The organism is Conexibacter stalactiti (assembly GCF_033542075.1).
In the GTDB taxonomy this organism is placed as follows: domain Bacteria; phylum Actinomycetota; class Thermoleophilia; order Solirubrobacterales; family Solirubrobacteraceae; genus Conexibacter; species Conexibacter stalactiti.
Genome location: NZ_JAWSTH010000120.1, coordinates 1 through 18,407 on the forward strand (window position 1 = coordinate 1; position 18,407 = coordinate 18,407).

An 18,407-nucleotide genomic window follows, 5' to 3' on the forward strand; every position below is an offset into this window, starting at 1 on the left:
GGCGGCGCCGAGCGCGCCGGCGGGAAGCCGCGCACGGGCGGCGCGCGGCCGCTCACCTGCCGCCCGAACGCCGACGCCCGCATCACGCGCGACACCGATCCGCCGGTCGCGCGCTTCGGGCGCTGCCCCTAGCGCGGCGTCACGCGCGTCGCGGCCGCCTTCCAGACCGCGACCACGCGCGCGCCCGGCGCCAGCCCGAGCCGTTCCACCGACGCGCGCGTCACCTCGGCCGTGAACGGCTGCGGCAGCGCCAGCCCGACGCGCACGCGGTTGCCGATCTCGGTGACCGAGACGACCTCCGCCTCGAGGCGGTTGTGCGCGGAGCCGCCGGCGGCGCTGGCGGCCGGCTCGATCGTCACCTCCCACGGGTGCACCGAGACGGCGACGTCACCCTCCCCGGCGTCGGTCGCGCTCACGACACCGCCGCCATCCAGCGCGATCACCGTGAGCCCGCTGTCACCGTGACGCTCGTTCACCCGCCCCGTCAGCACCGCCGCGCCGGTGAAGTCCGCGACGAAGCCCGAGGCGGGCGCGGCCGCCAGCCTCGCCGCCGTGCCGCGCTGCACGATCCGGCCGCCGTCGAGCACGGCGACCTCGTCGCCGAGCAGCGCCGCCTCGCCGAAGTCGTGCGTGACCAGCACGGCCGGCACCTCAAGCGCTCGCAGCAGCCGCGCCAGCTCGCGGCCGGCGCCGGCGCGCGTGCGCGCGTCGAGCGCCGACAGCGGCTCGTCGAGCAGCAGCAGCCGCGGCCGCGGGCCGAGCGCCCGCGCCAGCGCGACCCGCTGGCGCTCACCGCCCGACAGCTGCGCCGGTCGCTTGCCGGCGAGCCGCTCGCCGATCCCGAAGCTCGCCAGCAGCTCCAGCGCACGCGGGCGGCGCTCGCGCCGCGGCAGCTCGTGCAGGCCGTAGGCGACGTTGCGCCACGCGCTCAGGTGGCCGAACAGCGCGTAGTCCTGGAACAGGTAGCCGCAGCCGCGCAGCTCGGGCGCCAGCGCGACGCCGCCCGCCGTGTCGAGCCAGGTCGCGCCGCCGCAGTCGATCCGGCCGGCGTCCGGACGCAGCAGCCCGGCGATCGCGCGCAGCACGGTCGTCTTGCCGGCACCCGACGGCCCGGCGAGCGCGAGGCAGCGGCCGGCCGGCACGTCGAGCGCGACGTCGAGGTCGAGCGCGCCGATGCGCGTGCGCAGCTCAACGGAGAGCATCACGCGCGATCAGCTTGACCGACAGCAGCAGCCCGGCGGAGACGGCGACGAGTACCGCCGACAGCGCCAGCGCGCCGTCGAAATCGGTCGCGAAGCGGTCGTAGATCGCCAGCGGGACCGTCTGCGTGATGCCGCGGAAGGAGCCGGCGAACATCAGCGTCGCGCCGAACTCGCCGAGCGCCCGCCCCCACGCCAGCGCGAGGCCGGCGGCGAGGCCCGGCAGCGCGGCCGGGACGGCGATGCGTACGAACGTCCGCGCTTCGGAGGCGCCGAGCGTGCGCGACGCCTCGTGCCAGCGCGGGTCGACGGCGGCGAAGGCCGTCTGCGCGGCGCGCAGGAAGAACGGCGCCGAGACGAAGACGAGCGCGACAACGACGCCGGCGGTCTCCAGCACCAGTCTGATCCCCGCGTCCTCCAGCGCGCCGCCGAGCAGGCCGCGCGGGCCCAGGGCGGCCAGCAGGCCGATGCCGGCGACCGCCGGCGGCAGCACCAGCGGCAGCTCGACGAGCGTCACGACCAGCTCGCGGCCGCGGAAGCGGCGCGTCGCGAGCAGGTAGGCGGCCGGCGTCCCGACCACGACGACGACCGCCATCGCGATCGTCGTCGTGACGAGGCTGAGTCGCAGCGCGTCGCGCGAGGAGGGGTCGCCGAGCGCGTCGAGCAGCCGGCCCGGGCCGCTGTCGACGAAGATCGCGACGATCGGCAGCGTCAGGAAGAGGACGGTCGCCGTCAGCGCGATGCCGAGCAGCGCCGGGAACCACGCGCGGCGCAGCGCGCCGCCGACGCCGCCCGGCGCGCCCGCGCCCTGCGCAGCGGCGCCGGCCATCAGCCGGCAGGCGGCGGCTCGAAGCCGGCCGCTCTCAGCGCCTCCGCCCCTCTCCCGCTCAGCAGCCCGTCGATGAACGCCTGCGCCTCCTGCGGATGCTCGGCGCCCTCGACGACGGCGGCGGCGTAGGCGACGCTCGGCTGGATCCGCTCCGGCAGCTCGACCGCTCTCAGCTTGCCGCCCGAGCCCTGCACGTCGGTCACGTAGACGAGGCCGGCGTCGACCGCGCCCTGCGCGACCTTGCCGACGACGCCGCCGACGTCGGGCTCGTTGGAGCGCACGTTGGCGAGGATCGCCTCACTCTGCGCCGAGCCCAGTCTCGCCAGCACTCTGCGCGTGTAGGCGCCGATCGGGACCGACTCGGAGCCGATCGCGATCGTCGTCCCCGCTCTCCCCAGGTCCTCGACCGAGGCGACCTTCGCGTCCTCGGCCGGGACGGCGATCACGAGCCGGTTGGCGGCGAAGACGACCGGTCTGCCGACGAGGCCCTCGGCGTGCAGCTCGTCGGGCAGTCTCGTGTTGGCGGAGGCGAAGACGTCGGGTCTGATCCCCTGGCGGATCTGCGCGGCCAGCTCGTCGGAGCCGGCGAACTGCATCTTCGCGCCGGGCGCGTACTCGCCGAACGCCTGCTTCAGCGAGGTCGCCGCCGAGACGACGAGCGCGCCGCCGTCGCCACCGCCGCCGGCGGTCGCGGTGCCGCCGTCGTCGTCATCGCCGCAGCCGCCCAGCGCAAGCGCCAGCGCCGTCGCGGCGATCGTCACCAGCAGCGCCAGCGCGCGCGTCCAAGCCTTCATCCGAGATCTCCTTCGCGTTCAACCATCACCGACGTCGCCTTCACGCGCGCCGTCGCGACGACGCCCGGCGCCAAGCCCATCTCCTCGACCGAGTCGCGCGTGACCGCGGCGGTCACGAGGAACGGCCCGGCCTCGATCTCGACCAGCGCCATCACGCCGTCGACCTCGACCGAGCGCACGACGCCTGGAAAGCGGTTGCGGGCCGAGAGCGGCGTGCCGGTCTCGTGGCGCCGCGGTCTGCTGCTGAGGCGCTCGATCTCGTCAGGCGGCACGAGCCGCCGGTTGCGACCGTCGCGGACGGTTCGCAGTCTGCCGTCGCGGTCCCAGCGGCGCAGCGTGTCGGCGCTCACGCCGAGCGCCGTCGCCGCCTCTCCGATCGTCAGTGGCGTCGTCATCTGCCTAAGCATTGCATAGGCATAGGCGGCCGTCGTTCACCCATTCGGCACACCGTCGCGCACGCCCTCGTCCATCACGCGGGCGACGCACCTGCGACAGTTGCCGACCGCCGTGCTCTCGCCGTATGCCGACATCCTGCGCGTCCCTGGTGCGCGCGCCTTCGTCGGCGCGGGCTTCGTCGCGCGCCTGCCGATGGCGATGCTCGGCCTCGGCACGGTGCTGCTCGTCAGAGAGGCCACGCACTCCTACGGGCTGGCCGGCGCGGTCGGCGCGACGATCGCCGTCGCCAACGCGATCGGGGCGCCGCAGATCGGCCGCCTCGTCGATCGCTTCGGCCAGCGCCGCGTGCTGCTGCCGGCGCTCTTCATCCACATCGCGGGCGTGATCGCGCTGATAGCGGTCGCGCAGCTCAACGCCCCGCGCCCGGCGTACTTCGCCGCCGCCTTCCTGACCGGCGTCGCCTTCCCCTCGTTCGGCTCGCTCGTGCGCTCGCGCTGGGCGATGCTGCTGCGCGGCAGCCCGAGACTGCAGACCGCCTACGCGCTCGAGTCGGTGCTCGACGAGCTGGTCTTCACGTTCGGGCCGGTGCTCGTGACGCTGCTGGCGACGGCGCTGTCGCCGGCGTTCGGGCTGGCGACCGGCGTCGGCTTCCTGCTGGTCGGCGGGCTCTCGTTCGCCGCGCAGCGGGCGACCGAGCCGCCGCTGTCGCCGCGCGGCGAGCGCACCGGCTCGGCGATACGAGCGCCGGGGCTGCTGGTGCTCGCCTTCGTGATGATCGGCCTCGGTGGCGTCTTCGGCACGATCGAGGTGTCGATGGTCGCCTTCGCCGAGCAGCACGGCCGCGAGGCGCTGACCGGGCCGCTGCTGGCGCTGCACGCGATCTCCAGCGCCGTCGCCGGCGTGCTCTACGGCGCGCGCTCGTGGCGGATGAGATTGGAGCGGCGGCTGGCGGTCGCCGTCGTGCTGCTGTTCGCGGGGACGATCCCGCTGGCGCTCGCCGACTCGATCGCGCTGATGGTGCCGGCGATCGTCGCCAGCGGCGTCAGCGTCTCGCCGACGCTGATCGCCAGCTTCGCGCTGGTCGAGTCGATCGTGCCGCGCGCGGCGCTGACCGAGGGCTTCGCGTGGCTGTCGACCTCGCTCGGCGCCGGCATCGCGGTCGGTCTCGCGGTCGCCGGCCACGTCGTCGACGCGACCAGCGGCCACCGCGCCTTCTCGGTCGCGATCGCGGCGAGCCTGCTGTCCGCCGTCGTCGCGCTCGCCTTCAGAGGGCGGCTGCGTGCCGCGCCGGCCGATCCGGACCGCGAGCCCGAGCCCGAGCCGGCCGAGGCGCGCTGAGTTCAGCCGGCGCGGCGCGCCGGCCGATCGGCCACGCGCACGACGAACTTCAGCCCCGACCAGGTCGCGTCGATCGCGCAGACCTTCACGTCCACCACGCCGGCAGCGAGCCCCAGCTCGCGCACGACGTCGTCGGTCAGGTCGGTCGGCACGCCGGAGCTCTTCTTCGGCCACGCGATCCACAGCGCGCCGTCGGCGTCGAGCGCCGCGGTCAGCTGCGGCAGCCGCCGCTCCAGCCACGACCGTTCGAGGAAGAACGCGACCATCAGGTCAAGCGGCCCGCGCGCGCTTCTGCGCACGCTGCCGACCCCGTCGGGCAGCTCCCCGAGCGCGACCGCGAACTCGTCGGGCGCGTCGAGGAACGCGATCCGCTGCCCCGCCTTGATCCCCAGCTTTCTCGGCAGCGGCGTCCCGCTGTACCCCGCCGTTCTCGACTCCGCCATCGCGCGAACCCTACCCCCACCGCGCGCCGCCGGCATCTGACGAAGGTCGCCGGCAGCGCCGTTCGGCGTTGCGGCCGGGTGGGACGTACGCCATTCTTGCGCGCCGATGAGCAAGAAGAGAAAGCATCGAGGGAGAAGCTCGAGGTCCCAGCGGAGCGCCGAGCGCTCGCCGAGAGCGAAGGCCGCGAAGAGCACCCGCCCGGCCGCTCCGCCGGCTGTGGCCGGAACCGGCCGCCGCCGGCGCCGCCCGTCGGCGCTCGTCGTGGGGTTGACGATCGCCGCGCTCTTGATGCTGTCCGTGGCAGTGCTCGGGGCGCGCTTGCCAAGCCACACGAAGACGGTCGACGTGACCGCGGACCTCGACTACGCCGGCGGAGCGACCATAACGTTCGCGAAGAGACTCGGCGACACGACGAGCCCCGCCTGCGGCTGCCCGCGCAAGAACCCTCCCGGCGGATGGCAGGGCATCGTGATGCCGGCGACGAGCCTGACGGTGCACCGCGAAGGCGCCGGCAGGGTCACGCAGTACGACATCTTCAATCCGGAGCCCGGCCAATGGCACGCATTCCCGGACCGACGCGGTATCGCGGTCCTGCGCGCAGCCTTCGGCTATGAACGTGGCAGACACCCGACGCGGCAGGAGATCCTTTACGCGCTGGATCACGACCCCGAGCTGTTCGAGGTCCTCCCGACTGACGTGGCGTCCGTGGTCACGGGAAGTCCGCTGCACGTCGCGTCGATCGGGCCGGCAGCCGTTGCGGCGCTCGGCCCTCCCGCCGGCAGACCAGTCCACCTCGACTACGCGGTGCCCGCGCGGGCTCCGAGCGACCGCACGCTCGTGCTGTCCTCAGCGTTCGCCTCAAGCAGCGCGGGTGACGACGACGACCCGTCTCACACGGTGCCGATGCTCGACGTACTGGGGCCGTCGGTGCTCGTGTGGGCAAAGGTCGACGTGACGACGCCGTTTCACGAGACGCTGATGACGACTCCACCGAAGCCGTTCGACGGACACAGCCTCCGCAGGAGGTCCGCTCCAGCGTTTCTGACCTCGTCGAGCAGTCCCGACCTGCCCGGCAAGGTCGACGTCTACACCGTCCTCGCGATAGCCCAGGGCTCCTTTGCCGTCCGGATCGTGCCGCGCCCCGGCGACCGCGACGAGACCCGCATGTTCGAGCCGATCTCGCCCGCGGCCGGTCGCATCGTCGTCACCGCCCCACGCGTGGGATCGCAGGCCGACAAGCTTGCGCGAGCGTTCGCGCGGATCGACGAGGACCCGACGGTCGACGTGACCGACATCCCGTTCATGACGGATGCGACGATGACGAAGAGACGCGGCTTCGGCATGGAGATACCCGAGCTCTGGTACGGCGGCGACCAGGCGTTTCAGTTTCCGCCGACGCCACCCGTGGCCGGGGTGAACGTCTTCGGAGTGATGAGCGACCTCACACTCGACGACGCCCGCGGCCACCTCACCGTCGATGGGAGCCCGAGAGCGCTCGGGGCCCGCACCGACCTCGACCTGAGCAACATCTCCGGTCGCGCGCGCGACCGCGACAAGCTGCTGATCCCGGTGCGCCTGGACGGGCGAACGGCAGAGCTGCACGTCCAGGGAAGGGCGAGAGCGCAGCTTGGAACGACGCCGCTGGCGACCGAGCCGAATGCCATCTCGCGCCTGCTGACCGCCGACATCACGATCGCGATCTCGACGATCGCGGCGGCGCTGCTCGCCCTGGCGGCGGTAGGTCTGCAGATTCGCGCCCTGCGCGCTACGCCAGCCGGTATCTGAGCGCGTCGCGCTCGGACTGCTCGACCTCGGCCAGCGTCATGAACTCGTCGCCGCCGAGGTGGGCGTGGGAGATCTCGGCGCTGGTCGGCTGGTCGGCGGCGTCCGGCCACGACTGCGGCTCCCACAGGCGCGAGCGGATGAACGCCTTCGGGCAGTGGGCGAGCACCTCCTCGGCCGCGACGACGAGCGCGCTGCGGGGCGGCTTGCCGACCGCCGTCAGCCGCTCCAGCAGCCGCGGCCGCGTGCTCACGCAGGCGCGGCCGTTGACGCGCAGCGTCTGTCCGCGGCCGGGGATCGCGAACAGCAGGCCGGCGCGGCCGGTCGCGATCACGTTGCGAAGCGTGTCGATCCGTCTGTTGCCGGTCGCGTCCGGTATCGCGACGTGGCCGTCGTCGAGCACGGTGACGAAGCCGGGCGGGCCGCCGCGGGGGCTGACGTCGACCGCTCCGGCGGCGTCGTGGCTGGCGACGAAGACGATCGGGGCGAGCGCGATCAGCTGCCGCGCGCCGTCGTCGAGGTGGTCGATCTGCTTGCGCACGGCGCGCGGGTGCGCCGGGCCGTACAGCTCGCGCAGCTCCGTCTCACTGCCCAACGCACCTTGGAACAGATCTTCGTCGCTCATCAAACCATCATGACACGGCGCCGAGCCACGCGACGACGTTGGCGGCGTCCCGGTCGGGCGGGAAGATCGGGTAGAAGACTCTCTCGATCACGCCGCCGCGGACGATCAGCGTCAGCCGCTTGTAGAGCGTCATGCCGCCGATCTCGAAGGTCGGCAGGCGCAGCGCGGCGGCCAGTCTCAGCTGCGGATCGGAGAGCAGCGGGTACGGCATGTGCTCGCGCGCGGCGAACTCGGCCTGGTCCTCGGTGCTCTGCGCGCTGAGGCCGACGACCTCGGCGCCGAGCACGTTCAGCTGGGCGCGATGGTCGCGGAAGGAGATGTTCTGCACCGTGCAGCCGCGTGCGCCCGGCGTCTCGTCCCAGCCCTCCGGCAGCACCTCGTCGGGCCGCCCGGTGCGCGGGTAGACATAGAGCACGAGCGTCGGGGCCTCGACCGCCAGCGCGGTGAGGTCGACGAGCCCGCCGTGGGTCGACGGCAGCACGACCGGCGGCAGCTCCAGCCCCGGCAGGTGGTCGGCGGCGCCGTCGTCGACCGGAACGGGCAGATCGGCAGGCAGACGCCGGAACTGGTTCGGCACGTCCATCTCCACATCGTTGCACCGACGACGGGTGCAGCGCCAGCGAGAGCGTCCGCCGAGCTGCCGCGCGGCACCCTCCGGCGGGCGCGCTCAGGCCCGCTCAGACCGCCGTCTGCGCCGCCAGCTCTGCGATCGCGCGCGACAGCTGACCACCCTGCCAGGCCAGCGGCGACTTGCCCTCCTCCTCCACCAGCAGGCGCGCGCCGGGGATCGCGGCGGCGTACGCCTCGCCGATCTCGAGGGGGTGGCCGGGGTCGGCCTCGTCGCGGCTGGCGACGACGACGGCCGGGATCCCCTCCAGCTCGGCGAGGTCGTGCAGCGTGTCGAACGGCCGCGAGCGCGGGACGGCGTCGAGCGCGTCGGCGACCGCCGCCAGCGAGTCGTGCTGGGCGAGCCGCTGGCGCAGCACGGTGCGGATCGTCTCCTGCCACGCCGCCGGCATCCGCTCGACGCGGTTGGCCTCGACGAAGCCCTCGATCCCGCCCTCGCGCAGGCCCTGCGCGAGGCGATCCCAGTAGGCGAGCCGCTTCGGGTCGTCCTGCGCGACCGGGTCGTAGGCGGGCGTCACGACGACCAGCCCGGCGACCCGCTCGGGCGCGTCGAGCGCGAAGCGCAGCAGCGTGTGAGCGCCCATCGAGGCGCCGGCGAGCACCGCGCGCTCCAGCCCGGCGGCGTCGAGCACGGCGCCCAGGTCCCGCGCGAGCACGTCGTAGCCGTAGCCCTCGAGGCCGGGCACCGGCGCCGGCGACGATCTGCCGTGGCCGCGCGCGTCGTAGGCGACGACGCGATGGCCGCCGCGCTCGAGCGTCTTGGACCCCATCACGACGTAGCGGCGGGTCGCCGTCAGCCCGTGCAGCAGCACGACCGGCGTCCCCTCCCCCTCGTCCCCACCGCGCAGGACGACCCCGTCGCGCTCGACGCTGAATTCGCTCATGGGCGGAGGTGATAGCGGAACCGCGCTCGCAGCCGCCGCGCGGCTACAGTCAAGACATGGTCTTCGACGTCACCGAACAGGACTTCCAGAGAGAAGTCATCGAGCGCTCCCACACGATCCCGGTCGTCGTCGACTTCTGGGCCGAGTGGTGTGGGCCGTGCCGGCAGCTGGGGCCGGTGCTGGAGAGAGCCGCCAACGCGCGCGAGGGCAAGGTCGCGCTGGCGAAGATCGACACCGACGCCAACCCCGGCATCTCGCAGGCATTCCAGATCCAGGGCATCCCCGCGGTGAAGGCGTTCGTCAACGGCAGAGTCGCCGACGAGTTCGTCGGCGCGCAGCCGCCGGTGCAGGTCGAGCGCTTCTTCGACGGGCTCGTCCCGTCCGAGGTCGACGGGCTGGTCGCCGCCGGCGACGAGGCGTCGCTGAAGCGGGCGCTGGAGCTGGAGCCCAACCGCGCCGACGCGCTCGTGCCGCTGGCGCGGATCCTGCACGGCCGCGGCGAGTCCGAGGCGGCGCTGGAGCTGGCCAAGCGCGCGCCGGGCGACTTCGGCGCCGAGGGCCTCGCCGCCCGCATCGGGCTGGAACAGGGCGGCGAACCGGACCTGTCGGAGGCGTTCGCCGCGCTCGACGGCGGCGACCAGGAGCGCGCGCTGGCGCTGCTGATCGACGCGATTCCCGCCGCCGACGGCGCCAGAGACGAGATCCGCAAGGTCGTCGTCGGCCTGCTCGACCAGCTCGGCGCCGGCAGCGACCTCGCGCGCGACGGCCGCCGCCGGCTGGCCGCCGCGCTGTACTAGCGGCCACCCCGCGCGACGCCCCGCGTCGCGCGCCCGCTGCGCCTACGCGCGGGAATCGCCCGATTGACGCCGTGCGAGCGTCACGGTATATGTGATCAACTTGGGTCACGATCCGTGGCGGCGCCCGTCTCGCCGCCCGCGTGGGAGGTCGGCGCATGGCGACGACGAGAGAGACGGAGACGACGGCGCTGCCGCCCAGCGCCGTGCACGCCGACGCGTCGGCCGCCCGCCTCGTCGGCTTCGCCCGCGCGCTCGCCGCCGCCGACGGCTTCCCCGCGCTCGAACGGGTCTTCCACGCCGAGGCGGCGGCGCTCGTGCCGCTGCCGATGCGCGCGATCTACCTGATCGACGCCGCCACCGGAACGCCCGAGCGGATCTCGGCCGCCAACGTCAGCGACAGCTTCCTGACGCGCTACGAGCGGATGGGGCGCGGCGCCGACCCCGTCCTCGAACGGGCGCTGGAGGCCGGCGAGCCGGCCTACAACCTCGCGCTGATGTCGCTCGACCAGTGGCGCGGCTGCGACACCTACCGCGCCGCCGCCCGCCTGCACCGGATGGTCAACGTCGTGCAGGCGCCGATCGTCGCCGGCGGCGAACGGCTCGGCACGCTCAACTTCGCCGACCACGACGAGGGACGCCGGCTCGGCGAGCAGGAGCTGCGACAGATCGCGCTCGTCGCCGCCGTCGTCGGGCTGGCCGCCGCCGCGCTGCGGGTGCGCGAGCGCGCGACCGCCCGCGCCGCTCAGCTGCGCGGCGCGCTCGACCTCTCCCCCTCGGCGCTGGCGATCGTCGATCCCGAGGCGGCCGAGCCGCTCGCCAACCGCGCCGCGGTCGCGCTGCTGGCGCGGATCGAAGATGGCGAGGCGCTGCTGTACGACCTCGTCAGCCGTCCTGCCGGCGCGCGCGCCGGCTGGACGAGCGCGCTGCCGGTGCGGCTGCTCGACGGGTCGGCTGCCGAGCAGCGCGCCGGCGCGGTCGCGGAGCTGCGCGCCGACGTGCGCGCACTCGGCGACGGCGCGCTCGTCGCGGCGCTGTCGCTGCGCGTCAGCGCCGGCGGCGGCGGGGCAGCGCAGCCCGGCGCGGCGCCCGTCCCCCTGGCCGCCTGGAGCCTGCTGACGCCGCGCGAGCGCGAGGTCGCGCAGCTCGTCGTCGAGGGCCTCAGCGACCGCGAGATCGCCGCGCGGCTGGTGCTCAGCCCGCACACCGTGCGCCAGCATCTGAAGCGGATCTACGGCCGGCTCGGCGTCGGCTCGCGCGTGCAGCTGGTGCGGCTGGCGCTCGGCGCATCCCCCATCTGAGGGACCCCGCCGCAGTTGCCGCATCGCAGGTCTGGGCGGGGCGCGGCCGCGCTCGTAGGGTCGGCCCATGTCCGTCGACCCGACCGCCTTCCGCAGCGCGATGAAGCAGCTCGCCAGCGGCCTCGTCGTCGTCACCACGCAGGTCGACGGCCGCCCCTGGGGGATGACCGTCACCGCCTGCTGCGCCGTGTCCGCCGAGCCGCCGCTGGTGCTCGTCTCGCTGCACGGTCGCACGCGCAGCCGCGCCGCGATCCGCGACCACGGCCGCTTCGGCCTCAACGTGCTCGGCGCCGACCAGAAGCACGTCGCCGAGCTGGCCGCGCGCCCCGGCGCGCCGAAGTGGCTCGACGACCACTGCGTCCGCCATCCCGCCGACGCCGCCGACGCCGGCCGGCCGCCGCGCGTCAGCGGCGCGCTCGTCGCGCTCGACTGCCGCGTGCGCGAGGAGTTCGACGTCGGCGACCACACGCTGGTCGTCGGCGACGTGCTGGGGACGACGAGCAGCGACCGCGGCGAGCACCCGCTCGTCTACTTCGACCGTGCCTACCGCCGAATTGGAGAAGCACTGTGAGCACCACGACGCGCCGCGCCACGATCGTCGGAGCGGGCCAGGGCGGCCTGCACCTCGCGTTCGGCCTGCTGAAGGACGGCTGGGAGGTGACGATCCTGACCGACCGCACGCCCGACGAGTACCGCGCGATGGGCCTGCTGTCGAGCCACACGCTGCAGCAGCGCTCGGTGGCGATGGAGGCCGCCGCCGGGATCGACGTCTACGACGGCCTCACCGACAACCGCTCAGCTGGCGTCGACTTCGCGCTCTCGCTCGACGGCAGCGAGGTCGCGCTCGCCTTCCTCGGCGACTTCGAGGCGCCGGCGACGGCGATCGACCTGCGGCTCAAGTACGCGCTGCTGCTGGAGCGGTTCGCCGCGCGCGGCGGGCGCGTCGTCCACCGCGCCGCGACCGTCGCGGACCTGGAGGAGCTGACCGCGCGCGGCGAGTCCGTCTTCGTCGCGGCTGGAAAGGGCGAGCTGTCGAGGCTGTTCGCCGTCGACGAGGCGCGCACCGTCTACGACCGCCCGCAGCGCAGGCTGATGATCGCGATGTTCGACGGGATGAAGGTGCTGCGGCCCGAGCAGCAGGACCGCATCTCCTTCTGCTTCCGTCCCGGCCTCGGCGAGATCTTCCTCGGCCCCAACGTGCACAAGGACGACCGCGCCGTGCGGACGATCCTGATCGAGGCGCTGCCCGGCTCCGAGATGGACCTGCTCGACCAGGTCACCGACGGTGCGAGCGCCGTCGCCGTCGCACAGGAGATCGTCACGCGCTTCGCCGCCTGGGAGGCCGACGCGGTGACGGCGCTGACGCTGACCGACGAACGCGCCTTCCTGCGCGGGGCGCTGCGGCCGTGCGTGCGCCACCCCGTCGCGACGCTGCCCTCGGGCGGCGAGGTCTTCGGCCTCGGCGACGTGACGATCGTCAACGACCCGGTCGCCGGCCAGGGCGGCAACTGCGCCACGCACGGCGTCGACCACCTGCTGCGCGCGCTGCGCGAGCACGACGGCGACGACGTGAGCGGCGACTGGTACCAGGCGACCTTCGACGACTTCTGGGAGCGCGAGGGGCAGTACTTCGTCGCCTTCTCGAACCTGCTGCTGGAGCCGCCCGGCGAGCCGGCGCAGCTGATCCTCGGCGCCTCCGCCGGCTCACGCGCCGTCGCCGACGCCTTCGGCGCGACCTTCGCCGAGCCGGAGCGGCTGGTGCGGGCGACGGCGTCGCTGGAGAGCGCGCGGGCGTTCGTGGCGGCGGCTGACCCGGCGGCGGCGGTGCCGGGAGCGGAGCCGGCGGCCGCGCCCGCGCCGGCCCCGACCCCGGCCGCCTGAGGCGAGAACGGATGGCGCGCTTCGACGGCAAGGTCGCGATCGTCACCGGGGCGGCATCGGGGATCGGGCGCGGGACGGCACGGGTGCTGGCGCGCGAGGGGGCGGCGCTGGTGCTCGGCGACGTCGACGGGGCCGGGCTCGACGCGCTCGCGCGCGAGCTCGGCCCGCGGCGCGCTCACGCGCTCGTCGGCGACGTCGCCGAGGAGGCGACCGCGGTCGACCTGGTCGCGGCCGCGCGCGAACGCTTCGGCGGCCTCGACGTGCTCGTCTCCAACGTCGGCCTGATGCACTTCAAGGACGTCGAGGAGGTGACCGTCGAGGAGTTCGACCGCGTGATGGCGGTCAACGTGCGCGGCGGCTTCCTGCTCTGCAAGCATGCGCTGCCGGCGCTGCGGGCGCGCGGCGGCGGCGCGATCGTGCTCGTCTCCTCCGGCTCGGCCTTCGTCGGGCAGGAGTTCGACGGCGTCTCCAGCTTCGCCTACAACGTCTCGAAGGCGGCGGTGCGGCAGCTCGCGACCTCGCTCGGCACGCGCTACGCGGCCGAGGGGATCCGCGTCAACGCGATCGCGCCCGGCGTCACGCGCACGAGCCAGCTGAGCAACTTCAGAGCCGAGCTGAGCGAGGCAGAGGAGGAGGCGATCTTCAGCGGCGCGGCGCGGGCGGCGGCGCCGATCGGCCGCTACGCCGAGCCGGAGGAGATCGGCCGCGCGATCGCCTTCCTCGCCTCCGACGACGCCTCCTACGTCGTCGCCTCGACGCTCGTCGCCGACGGCGGCTTCCTCGCCCGCTGAGCGGCGCGCGCCGCCGCGCCGCCGGTCGGCGTAGCCTCCCGCCGATGCGGATCATCGTGCTGGGAGCGGGCCACGTCGGGATGACCGTGGTCGAGGCGCTGTTCGACGACCACGAGCTGACCGTCGTCGACCGTGACCCGGCGCGGATCGCCGCGCTCTCCAACGCCTTCGACGTCCGCACCGTCGAGGGCAACGGCGCCAGCAGCAGTGTGCTGGAGGAGGCCGGCGTCAGCACGGCCGACCTGCTGATCGCCTCGACCTCGCGCGACGAGGTCAACCTCGTCGCGGCGATGCTCGTGCGGCGGCTCTCTCCGCGGACGAGAACGCTCGTGCGGACTTCCGACGTCGAGCACCTGAAGGCGTGGAGAGAGGGCGTCGTCGACGTCGACTACATGGTCTCCTCCGAGCTGGAGGCGGCCGCCGCGGTGATCGACGCGATCGCCGTCCCCGGCGCGCGCGTCGCCGACGTCTTCGCCGACGGCCACGTCGTGATCGCCGAGTTCGACGTCGAGCAGAGAGCGCACGCCTGCGCGCTGCTGCACGTGCCGCTGTCGCAGGCGCCGATCCCGCCCGACTCGCGCGTCGCGCTGATCGTGCGCGGCGACGCGCTGCTGCTGCCGCGCGGCGAGGAGCGGATCGAGCTGGGCGACCGCGTCGTCGTGATGGCGTCGCCCGAGGCGATGCGCGAGTGGAGCAGACAGCTCGCGCCCGACGAGCCGGTCGTCGAGGACGTCGTCGTCTTCGGCGCGACGCGACTGGGGATCGCGATCGCGCGCAAGCTGCTGCTGCACGACCTGCGCGTGCGCCTGATCGAGCCCGACGGCGAGCGCGCCCGCCGCGCCGCCGCCGAGCTGTCGCAGGCGCGCGTCTTCCACGCCGCGCCGTCGGACCGCACGCTGCTGCGCGAGGAGCGGATCGGCAGCTCCCAGGTCGCGATCGCGGCGCTCGGCGACGACGCCGACAGCCTCTACGCCGCGGTCGTCGCACGCGCCGCCGGCGTCCACACGACGATCGGCGTCGTCGACGACCCGCAGTCGGCGCAGGTCTTCGAGCAGGCCGGCGTCGACGTCGCCGTCAACCCGCGCGCGGCGACCGCGCAGCGGCTCGTGCTGTTCGCGCACGATCCGCGCACGCGCCAGGTCGCGCTGATGGACGACGACCGCTTCGACGTGCTCGACGTCGTCGTGCGGCCGCAGAGCAGACTGGTCGGCCGGCCGCTGCGCGAGCTGCCGCGCACCAGCTCGACGATCGGCGCGGTCGTGCGCGACGGCAGCATCGTCTTCCCGCACGGCGACACGCACCTGCGGCCGGGCGACCGCGTGATCGTGCTGGTCGACCAGACGCGCACGGCCGAGGTCGAGGCGGCGCTTTGACGGCGAGGCGCCGTTCGCGGCTCGGCGTCGACCTCGGCGCCGTCTTCGACCTCGTCGGCGGTGTCCTGAGATGGGTCGGGCTCGCCTTCATCGCGCCGACGCTGGTGGCGCTGTTCGCCGGCGAGGCGATCTGGCCGTGGCTGGCCGCGGGCGGTGCCGCCAGCGGCACCGGCCTGCTGCTCGACCGGCTCACGCACGAGCGCCGCGCCGACCGCATCGGCCAACGCGAGGGCTTCCTCGTGATCGCGCTCGTGTGGCTGCTGGTGCCGGTCTTCGGCGCGCTTCCGTTCGTGCTCTCCGGCGAGCCGCAGCTGTCGGCGCCGGTCGACGCCTACTTCGAGGCGATGTCGGGCTTCACTGCGACCGGCGGCTCGGTCGTGCCGAGCATCGAGGAGCTGGGCGAGGCGACGCAGTTCTGGCGCCAGCTGAGCCACTGGCTCGGCGGCATGGGGATCATCGTGCTCGCGATCGCGGTGCTGCCGCGGCTGCGCGTCGGCGGACGGCGGCTGCTGCAGTCGGAGCTGGCCGGTCCGACCGAGCTGGAGAAGTTCGGCGCGACGATCCGCGAGACCGCGCGCAACCTCTGGTCGCTCTACGTCGGCCTGACGCTCGTCGCGACGCTGGTGCTCGCGAGCGTCGGCTGGCTCGGCCTCGACCCCGCGATGACGCCGTGGCAGGCGTTCGCGCACGCCTCCTCGGCGATGGCGCTCGGCGGCTTCTCGCCGCAGGGCGAGTCGGTCGCCGCCTTCGCGCCGATCTCGCAGTGGATCCTCGTCGTCGTGATGGTCGTGGCGGGGATCAACTTCCTGCGCCTCTTCAACGTGATCTTCAAGCAGCGCGCGAAGGAGCTGCTGCGCGACGAGGAGGTGCGGCTGTACGGCGGCTTCCTGCTCGTCGCGACCGCGCTGCTGCTCGCCGAGCTGCTGCGCAGCGGCGACTACGCCGGCGAGGAGGCGGTGCGGCAGTCGGCCTTCCAGGCGACCTCGATCATGACGACGACCGGCTTCGCGACCGCCGACTACACGCTGTGGGGGTCGCTGGCGACCGTCACGCTGCTGCTGCTGATGTTCGTCGGCGCCTCCGCCGGCTCGACCGGCGGCTCGATCAAGGTCGTGCGGCACCTGCTGCTGTTCCGGATCGTGCGGCGCGACCTCGCGCAGGCGGCCCACCCCCACGTCGTCGTGCCGGTGCGCAAGAACGGCATCGTCGTCGACGAGCAGGCGCTGCGCTCGACGGTCCTGTTCGTGCTGCTGTACCTGTTCGTCTTCGCGCTCGGCTCGCTCGGGCTCGTGATCGACGCGGAGCGGACCGGGGTCGAGCTGAGCGCCTTCGACGCGATCGGCGCCGCCGCCTCCTCGATCGGCAACGTCGGGCCGGCCTTCGGCGACGCCGGGCCGTACGGCTCGTTCGCCAGCTACAGCAACCTCTCGACCGCGATCCTGACCGCGCTGATGTGGCTCGGCCGCGTCGAGATCGTGCCCGTCGCGGTGCTGCTGACACGCACCTTCTGGCGGCCGTAGCGAGCGCTACCGCGCCAGAACTCGGACCGCCCGTCTCAAGCGCCCCTGCGCGCGGGCGATCACCCGGGCGTGAGACACCTCGCGACCGCCGCCGTCCGCCCCGCCGCCGCGTTGATGGCGCGGCTGCGCTACGCGCAGAAGTTCGCGCTGATCGCGGTCGTGATGCTCGCGCCGCTCGGCTACGTCGCGTGGGAGTACCGCGCCAACCAGCGGGCGCAGATCGACTTCTCCGCGAAGGAGCGGCTCGGCGTCGAGTACGTGCGCCCGGTCTCCGAGCTGCTGATCGCGCTCTCGGGCGCACGTGACGTGGCCGTCCGCGCGGCCGCTGGCGACGCGGAGGCCGCGGCGGCGCTGGCCGGCAGAGCCGACGCGGTCCGCGCGGCGCTGGCGCCGGTCGCGGCGGTGCAGGCGCGACTCGGCGGCGAGCTGGCGACGGCGCGCGCCTGGAGCGCGCTGCGCGACGGCACCGAGGCGCTGCTCGACGGCCCGGCGCCCGCGAGCCCGCGCGCGGCGCTGGCGAGCTGGAGCGAGCTGACCGCGCAGGCGAACGCGCTGATCGTCGCCGCCGGCGACGGCTCCAACCTGATCCTCGACCCCGACCTCGACTCCTACTACGTGATGAACGCGCTGGTGGTGACGGTCCCGACGCTGCTCGACAGCGCCGGCCACGCCGCCGCGCTCGGCACGATCGCCGCCGTCGAGGACGACCGCATCGCGCTCGCGCTCGACCAGGGCGCCGTCCGCTCGACGCTCGCCGCCACCCGCGGCGGCTTCGAGACCGCCTTCGCGCGCACTGCCGACGGCCGCCTGGAGCCGTCGCTGAGCGACACGCTCGACGGCGCGGTCGCCGCGCTCGGCGCGACGATGACCGATCTCGACCGCGCCGTCCGCGGCGAGGACGTGCGAGCCGGCGCCGCGCAGCGCAGCACCGCCGCGGCCGACGCGCTCGCCGCCTTCCAGCGCGACCTGCCCGGCGCGCTCGACCGCCTGCTGGTGACGCGCATCGACGGCTTCCGCGCCGACGAGCGGCGCGTCACGCTCGTCGCGCTCGCCGGCGTGCTCGTCGCGATCTACCTCTTCCTCGGCTTCTACGCGAACGTCCGCCGCGCCGTGCGGCGGGCGCTGACCTCGCTGCGCTCGCTGCGCGACGACGACGTCGCCGCGCTCGGCGGCGGCCTCGAAGCAGTCCGCAACGGCGACCTGACCGTCGCCGTCGCGCTCACGACCCCGGAGCTGCGGCGCGACTCGCGCGACGAGCTGGGCGAGATCGCCGACGACCTCGAAGCGATCCGCCAGCGCACCGCGCAGTCGGTCGCCGTCTACGAGGCGATGCGCACCGAGCTGCGCGCCGCGCTCGGCGACCACTCCTCGCTGGAGGCGCTCGTCGCCGCGATGCGGCGGCTGGAGCAGGACGACCTCGCCGCGCTCGAAGACGCGCTCGCGGCGATGAGCGAGGGCGACCTGACCGTCGCCGCGCGGCCGGCGACCGAGCCGCTGCGGCGTGACGGCGAGCTGGCCGCGATCTTCGACGCGATGCTGGCGAAGGCGCACCGCTCGATCGACGGCTACGAGGCGACGCGCGAGCGGATGCGGCAGATGCTGGAGGAGATCGCGCGCAGCACCGCGCGCGTCGCCGGCGCCGCGGCTCAGACCGCCGACGGCTCGGAGGAGACCGGCCGCACGCTGAACGAGATCGCCGGCGCGGTCGCCGACGTCGCCGACGGGGCCGGCGAGCAGGTCGCCGCGGTCGCCGACGCGCGCGGCGCCGCCGAGCAGATGGCGGCCGCCAGCGAGCGCGGCGCCGACGGCGCCCGCTCGACCGCCGCGGC

At 74.4% G+C, this 18,407-nt stretch carries 17 protein-coding genes and 1 pseudogene; 10 read left to right on the top strand and 8 right to left on the bottom strand.

Going from position 1 to position 18,407, the window contains the following annotated elements; translation table 11 throughout:
- Positions 1-128 precede the first annotated feature (128 nt).
- Genes R7226_RS27420 through R7226_RS27435 form a run of 4 tightly spaced genes read right to left on the bottom strand, consistent with a single transcriptional unit; the run spans position 129 to position 3,217 of the window.
- Positions 129-1,202, bottom strand: a complete 1,074-nt coding sequence (locus R7226_RS27420) for an ABC transporter ATP-binding protein (protein ID WP_318600582.1) — start codon at positions 1,200-1,202, stop codon at positions 129-131.
- Complete coding sequence (locus tag R7226_RS27425) at positions 1,189-2,028, bottom strand: ABC transporter permease (RefSeq protein ID WP_318600583.1); 840 nt, start codon at positions 2,026-2,028, stop codon at positions 1,189-1,191. The genes R7226_RS27420 and R7226_RS27425 overlap by 14 nt, the downstream gene beginning before the upstream one ends.
- Positions 2,028-2,822 carry a molybdate ABC transporter substrate-binding protein gene (modA, locus tag R7226_RS27430; RefSeq protein ID WP_318600584.1) on the bottom strand — a complete coding sequence of 265 codons (795 nt, stop codon included), beginning with the start codon at positions 2,820-2,822 and terminating at the stop codon, positions 2,028-2,030. Before modA ends, R7226_RS27425 begins: the two co-directional genes overlap by 1 nt.
- On the bottom strand, positions 2,819-3,217 hold the full coding sequence (locus R7226_RS27435; RefSeq protein ID WP_318600585.1) for a TOBE domain-containing protein: 399 nt from the start codon (positions 3,215-3,217) through the stop codon (positions 2,819-2,821). Before R7226_RS27435 ends, modA begins: the two co-directional genes overlap by 4 nt.
- A gap of 100 nt (positions 3,218-3,317) precedes the next feature.
- Between R7226_RS27435 and R7226_RS27440 the strand changes: the two genes are divergently transcribed.
- A complete protein-coding gene (locus R7226_RS27440; RefSeq protein WP_318600586.1) occupies positions 3,318-4,556 on the top strand; it encodes an MFS transporter in 1,239 nt (412 codons plus the stop codon).
- 2 nt (positions 4,557-4,558) lie between these two features.
- Here the strand turns inward: R7226_RS27440 and R7226_RS27445 are convergent, their stop codons facing one another.
- Positions 4,559-4,999, bottom strand: coding sequence for a DUF3052 domain-containing protein (locus R7226_RS27445; RefSeq protein ID WP_318600587.1), 441 nt, complete (start codon positions 4,997-4,999; stop codon positions 4,559-4,561).
- 262 nt (positions 5,000-5,261) lie between these two features.
- On the opposite strand from R7226_RS27445, the gene R7226_RS27450 reads away from it, so the two are divergent.
- A complete protein-coding gene (locus R7226_RS27450; RefSeq protein WP_318600588.1) occupies positions 5,262-6,785 on the top strand; it encodes a hypothetical protein in 1,524 nt (507 codons plus the stop codon).
- Here the strand turns inward: R7226_RS27450 and R7226_RS27455 are convergent.
- The 3 genes from R7226_RS27455 to R7226_RS27465 form a co-directional block, all read right to left on the bottom strand.
- Positions 6,766-7,407, bottom strand: coding sequence for an MSMEG_1061 family FMN-dependent PPOX-type flavoprotein (locus R7226_RS27455; protein ID WP_318600589.1), 642 nt, complete (start codon positions 7,405-7,407; stop codon positions 6,766-6,768). The two genes, R7226_RS27450 and R7226_RS27455, sit on opposite strands and share 20 nt — an antisense overlap.
- Before the next feature lie 7 nt (positions 7,408-7,414).
- The gene (locus tag R7226_RS27460) at positions 7,415-7,990 is read right to left on the bottom strand and encodes a peroxiredoxin (RefSeq protein WP_318600590.1); all 576 of its coding nucleotides are present in this window, start codon (positions 7,988-7,990) and stop codon (positions 7,415-7,417) included.
- 94 nt (positions 7,991-8,084) lie between these two features.
- Positions 8,085-8,918, bottom strand: a complete 834-nt coding sequence (locus tag R7226_RS27465) for an alpha/beta fold hydrolase (RefSeq protein ID WP_318600591.1) — start codon at positions 8,916-8,918, stop codon at positions 8,085-8,087.
- Between the two features lie 56 nt (positions 8,919-8,974).
- On the opposite strand from R7226_RS27465, the gene R7226_RS27470 reads away from it, so the two are divergent.
- The 8 genes and pseudogenes from R7226_RS27470 to R7226_RS27505 form a co-directional block, all read left to right on the top strand.
- Complete coding sequence (locus tag R7226_RS27470; protein ID WP_318600592.1) at positions 8,975-9,715, top strand: tetratricopeptide repeat protein; 741 nt, start codon at positions 8,975-8,977, stop codon at positions 9,713-9,715.
- A gap of 155 nt (positions 9,716-9,870) precedes the next feature.
- Positions 9,871-11,013, top strand: a complete 1,143-nt coding sequence (locus R7226_RS27475; protein WP_318600593.1) for a helix-turn-helix transcriptional regulator — start codon at positions 9,871-9,873, stop codon at positions 11,011-11,013.
- A 67-nt stretch (positions 11,014-11,080) separates the two neighbouring features.
- Positions 11,081-11,584, top strand: a complete 504-nt coding sequence (locus tag R7226_RS27480; protein ID WP_318600594.1) for a flavin reductase family protein — start codon at positions 11,081-11,083, stop codon at positions 11,582-11,584.
- A complete protein-coding gene (locus tag R7226_RS27485) occupies positions 11,581-12,894 on the top strand; it encodes a styrene monooxygenase/indole monooxygenase family protein (RefSeq protein ID WP_318600595.1) in 1,314 nt (437 codons plus the stop codon). Before R7226_RS27480 ends, R7226_RS27485 begins: the two co-directional genes overlap by 4 nt.
- Positions 12,895-12,905: 11 nt before the next feature.
- Positions 12,906-13,685: an SDR family NAD(P)-dependent oxidoreductase gene (locus R7226_RS27490; RefSeq protein WP_318600596.1), complete on the top strand. Its 780-nt coding sequence runs from the start codon at positions 12,906-12,908 to the stop codon at positions 13,683-13,685.
- Positions 13,686-13,729: 44 nt separating this feature from the next.
- Positions 13,730-15,058 carry a Trk system potassium transporter TrkA gene (gene trkA / locus R7226_RS27495; RefSeq protein WP_318600597.1) on the top strand — a complete coding sequence of 443 codons (1,329 nt, stop codon included), beginning with the start codon at positions 13,730-13,732 and terminating at the stop codon, positions 15,056-15,058.
- Positions 15,055-16,578 (top strand): TrkH family potassium uptake protein, encoded by a 1,524-nt coding sequence (locus R7226_RS27500; RefSeq protein ID WP_318600598.1) that lies wholly within the window; start codon positions 15,055-15,057, stop codon positions 16,576-16,578. Before trkA ends, R7226_RS27500 begins: the two co-directional genes overlap by 4 nt.
- A gap of 69 nt (positions 16,579-16,647) precedes the next feature.
- Positions 16,648-18,407 (top strand): annotated as a pseudogene (locus R7226_RS27505) (hypothetical protein); the annotation flags it as partial.

Coding starts and splice junctions, on each gene's coding strand:
- modA (WP_318600584.1), bottom strand. CDS start 2,822: ATGAAGGCTTGGACGCGCGCGCTGGCGCTGCTGGTGACGATCGCCGCG.
- R7226_RS27460 (WP_318600590.1), bottom strand. CDS start 7,990: ATGGACGTGCCGAACCAGTTCCGGCGTCTGCCTGCCGATCTGCCCGTT.
- R7226_RS27455 (WP_318600589.1), bottom strand. CDS start 7,407: ATGAGCGACGAAGATCTGTTCCAAGGTGCGTTGGGCAGTGAGACGGAG.
- R7226_RS27475 (WP_318600593.1), top strand. CDS start 9,871: ATGGCGACGACGAGAGAGACGGAGACGACGGCGCTGCCGCCCAGCGCC.
- R7226_RS27470 (WP_318600592.1), top strand. CDS start 8,975: ATGGTCTTCGACGTCACCGAACAGGACTTCCAGAGAGAAGTCATCGAG.
- R7226_RS27480 (WP_318600594.1), top strand. CDS start 11,081: ATGTCCGTCGACCCGACCGCCTTCCGCAGCGCGATGAAGCAGCTCGCC.
- R7226_RS27435 (WP_318600585.1), bottom strand. CDS start 3,217: ATGACGACGCCACTGACGATCGGAGAGGCGGCGACGGCGCTCGGCGTG.
- R7226_RS27445 (WP_318600587.1), bottom strand. CDS start 4,999: ATGGCGGAGTCGAGAACGGCGGGGTACAGCGGGACGCCGCTGCCGAGA.
- trkA (WP_318600597.1), top strand. CDS start 13,730: ATGCGGATCATCGTGCTGGGAGCGGGCCACGTCGGGATGACCGTGGTC.
- R7226_RS27465 (WP_318600591.1), bottom strand. CDS start 8,918: ATGAGCGAATTCAGCGTCGAGCGCGACGGGGTCGTCCTGCGCGGTGGG.
- R7226_RS27425 (WP_318600583.1), bottom strand. CDS start 2,028: ATGGCCGGCGCCGCTGCGCAGGGCGCGGGCGCGCCGGGCGGCGTCGGC.
- R7226_RS27490 (WP_318600596.1), top strand. CDS start 12,906: ATGGCGCGCTTCGACGGCAAGGTCGCGATCGTCACCGGGGCGGCATCG.
- R7226_RS27420 (WP_318600582.1), bottom strand. CDS start 1,202: ATGCTCTCCGTTGAGCTGCGCACGCGCATCGGCGCGCTCGACCTCGAC.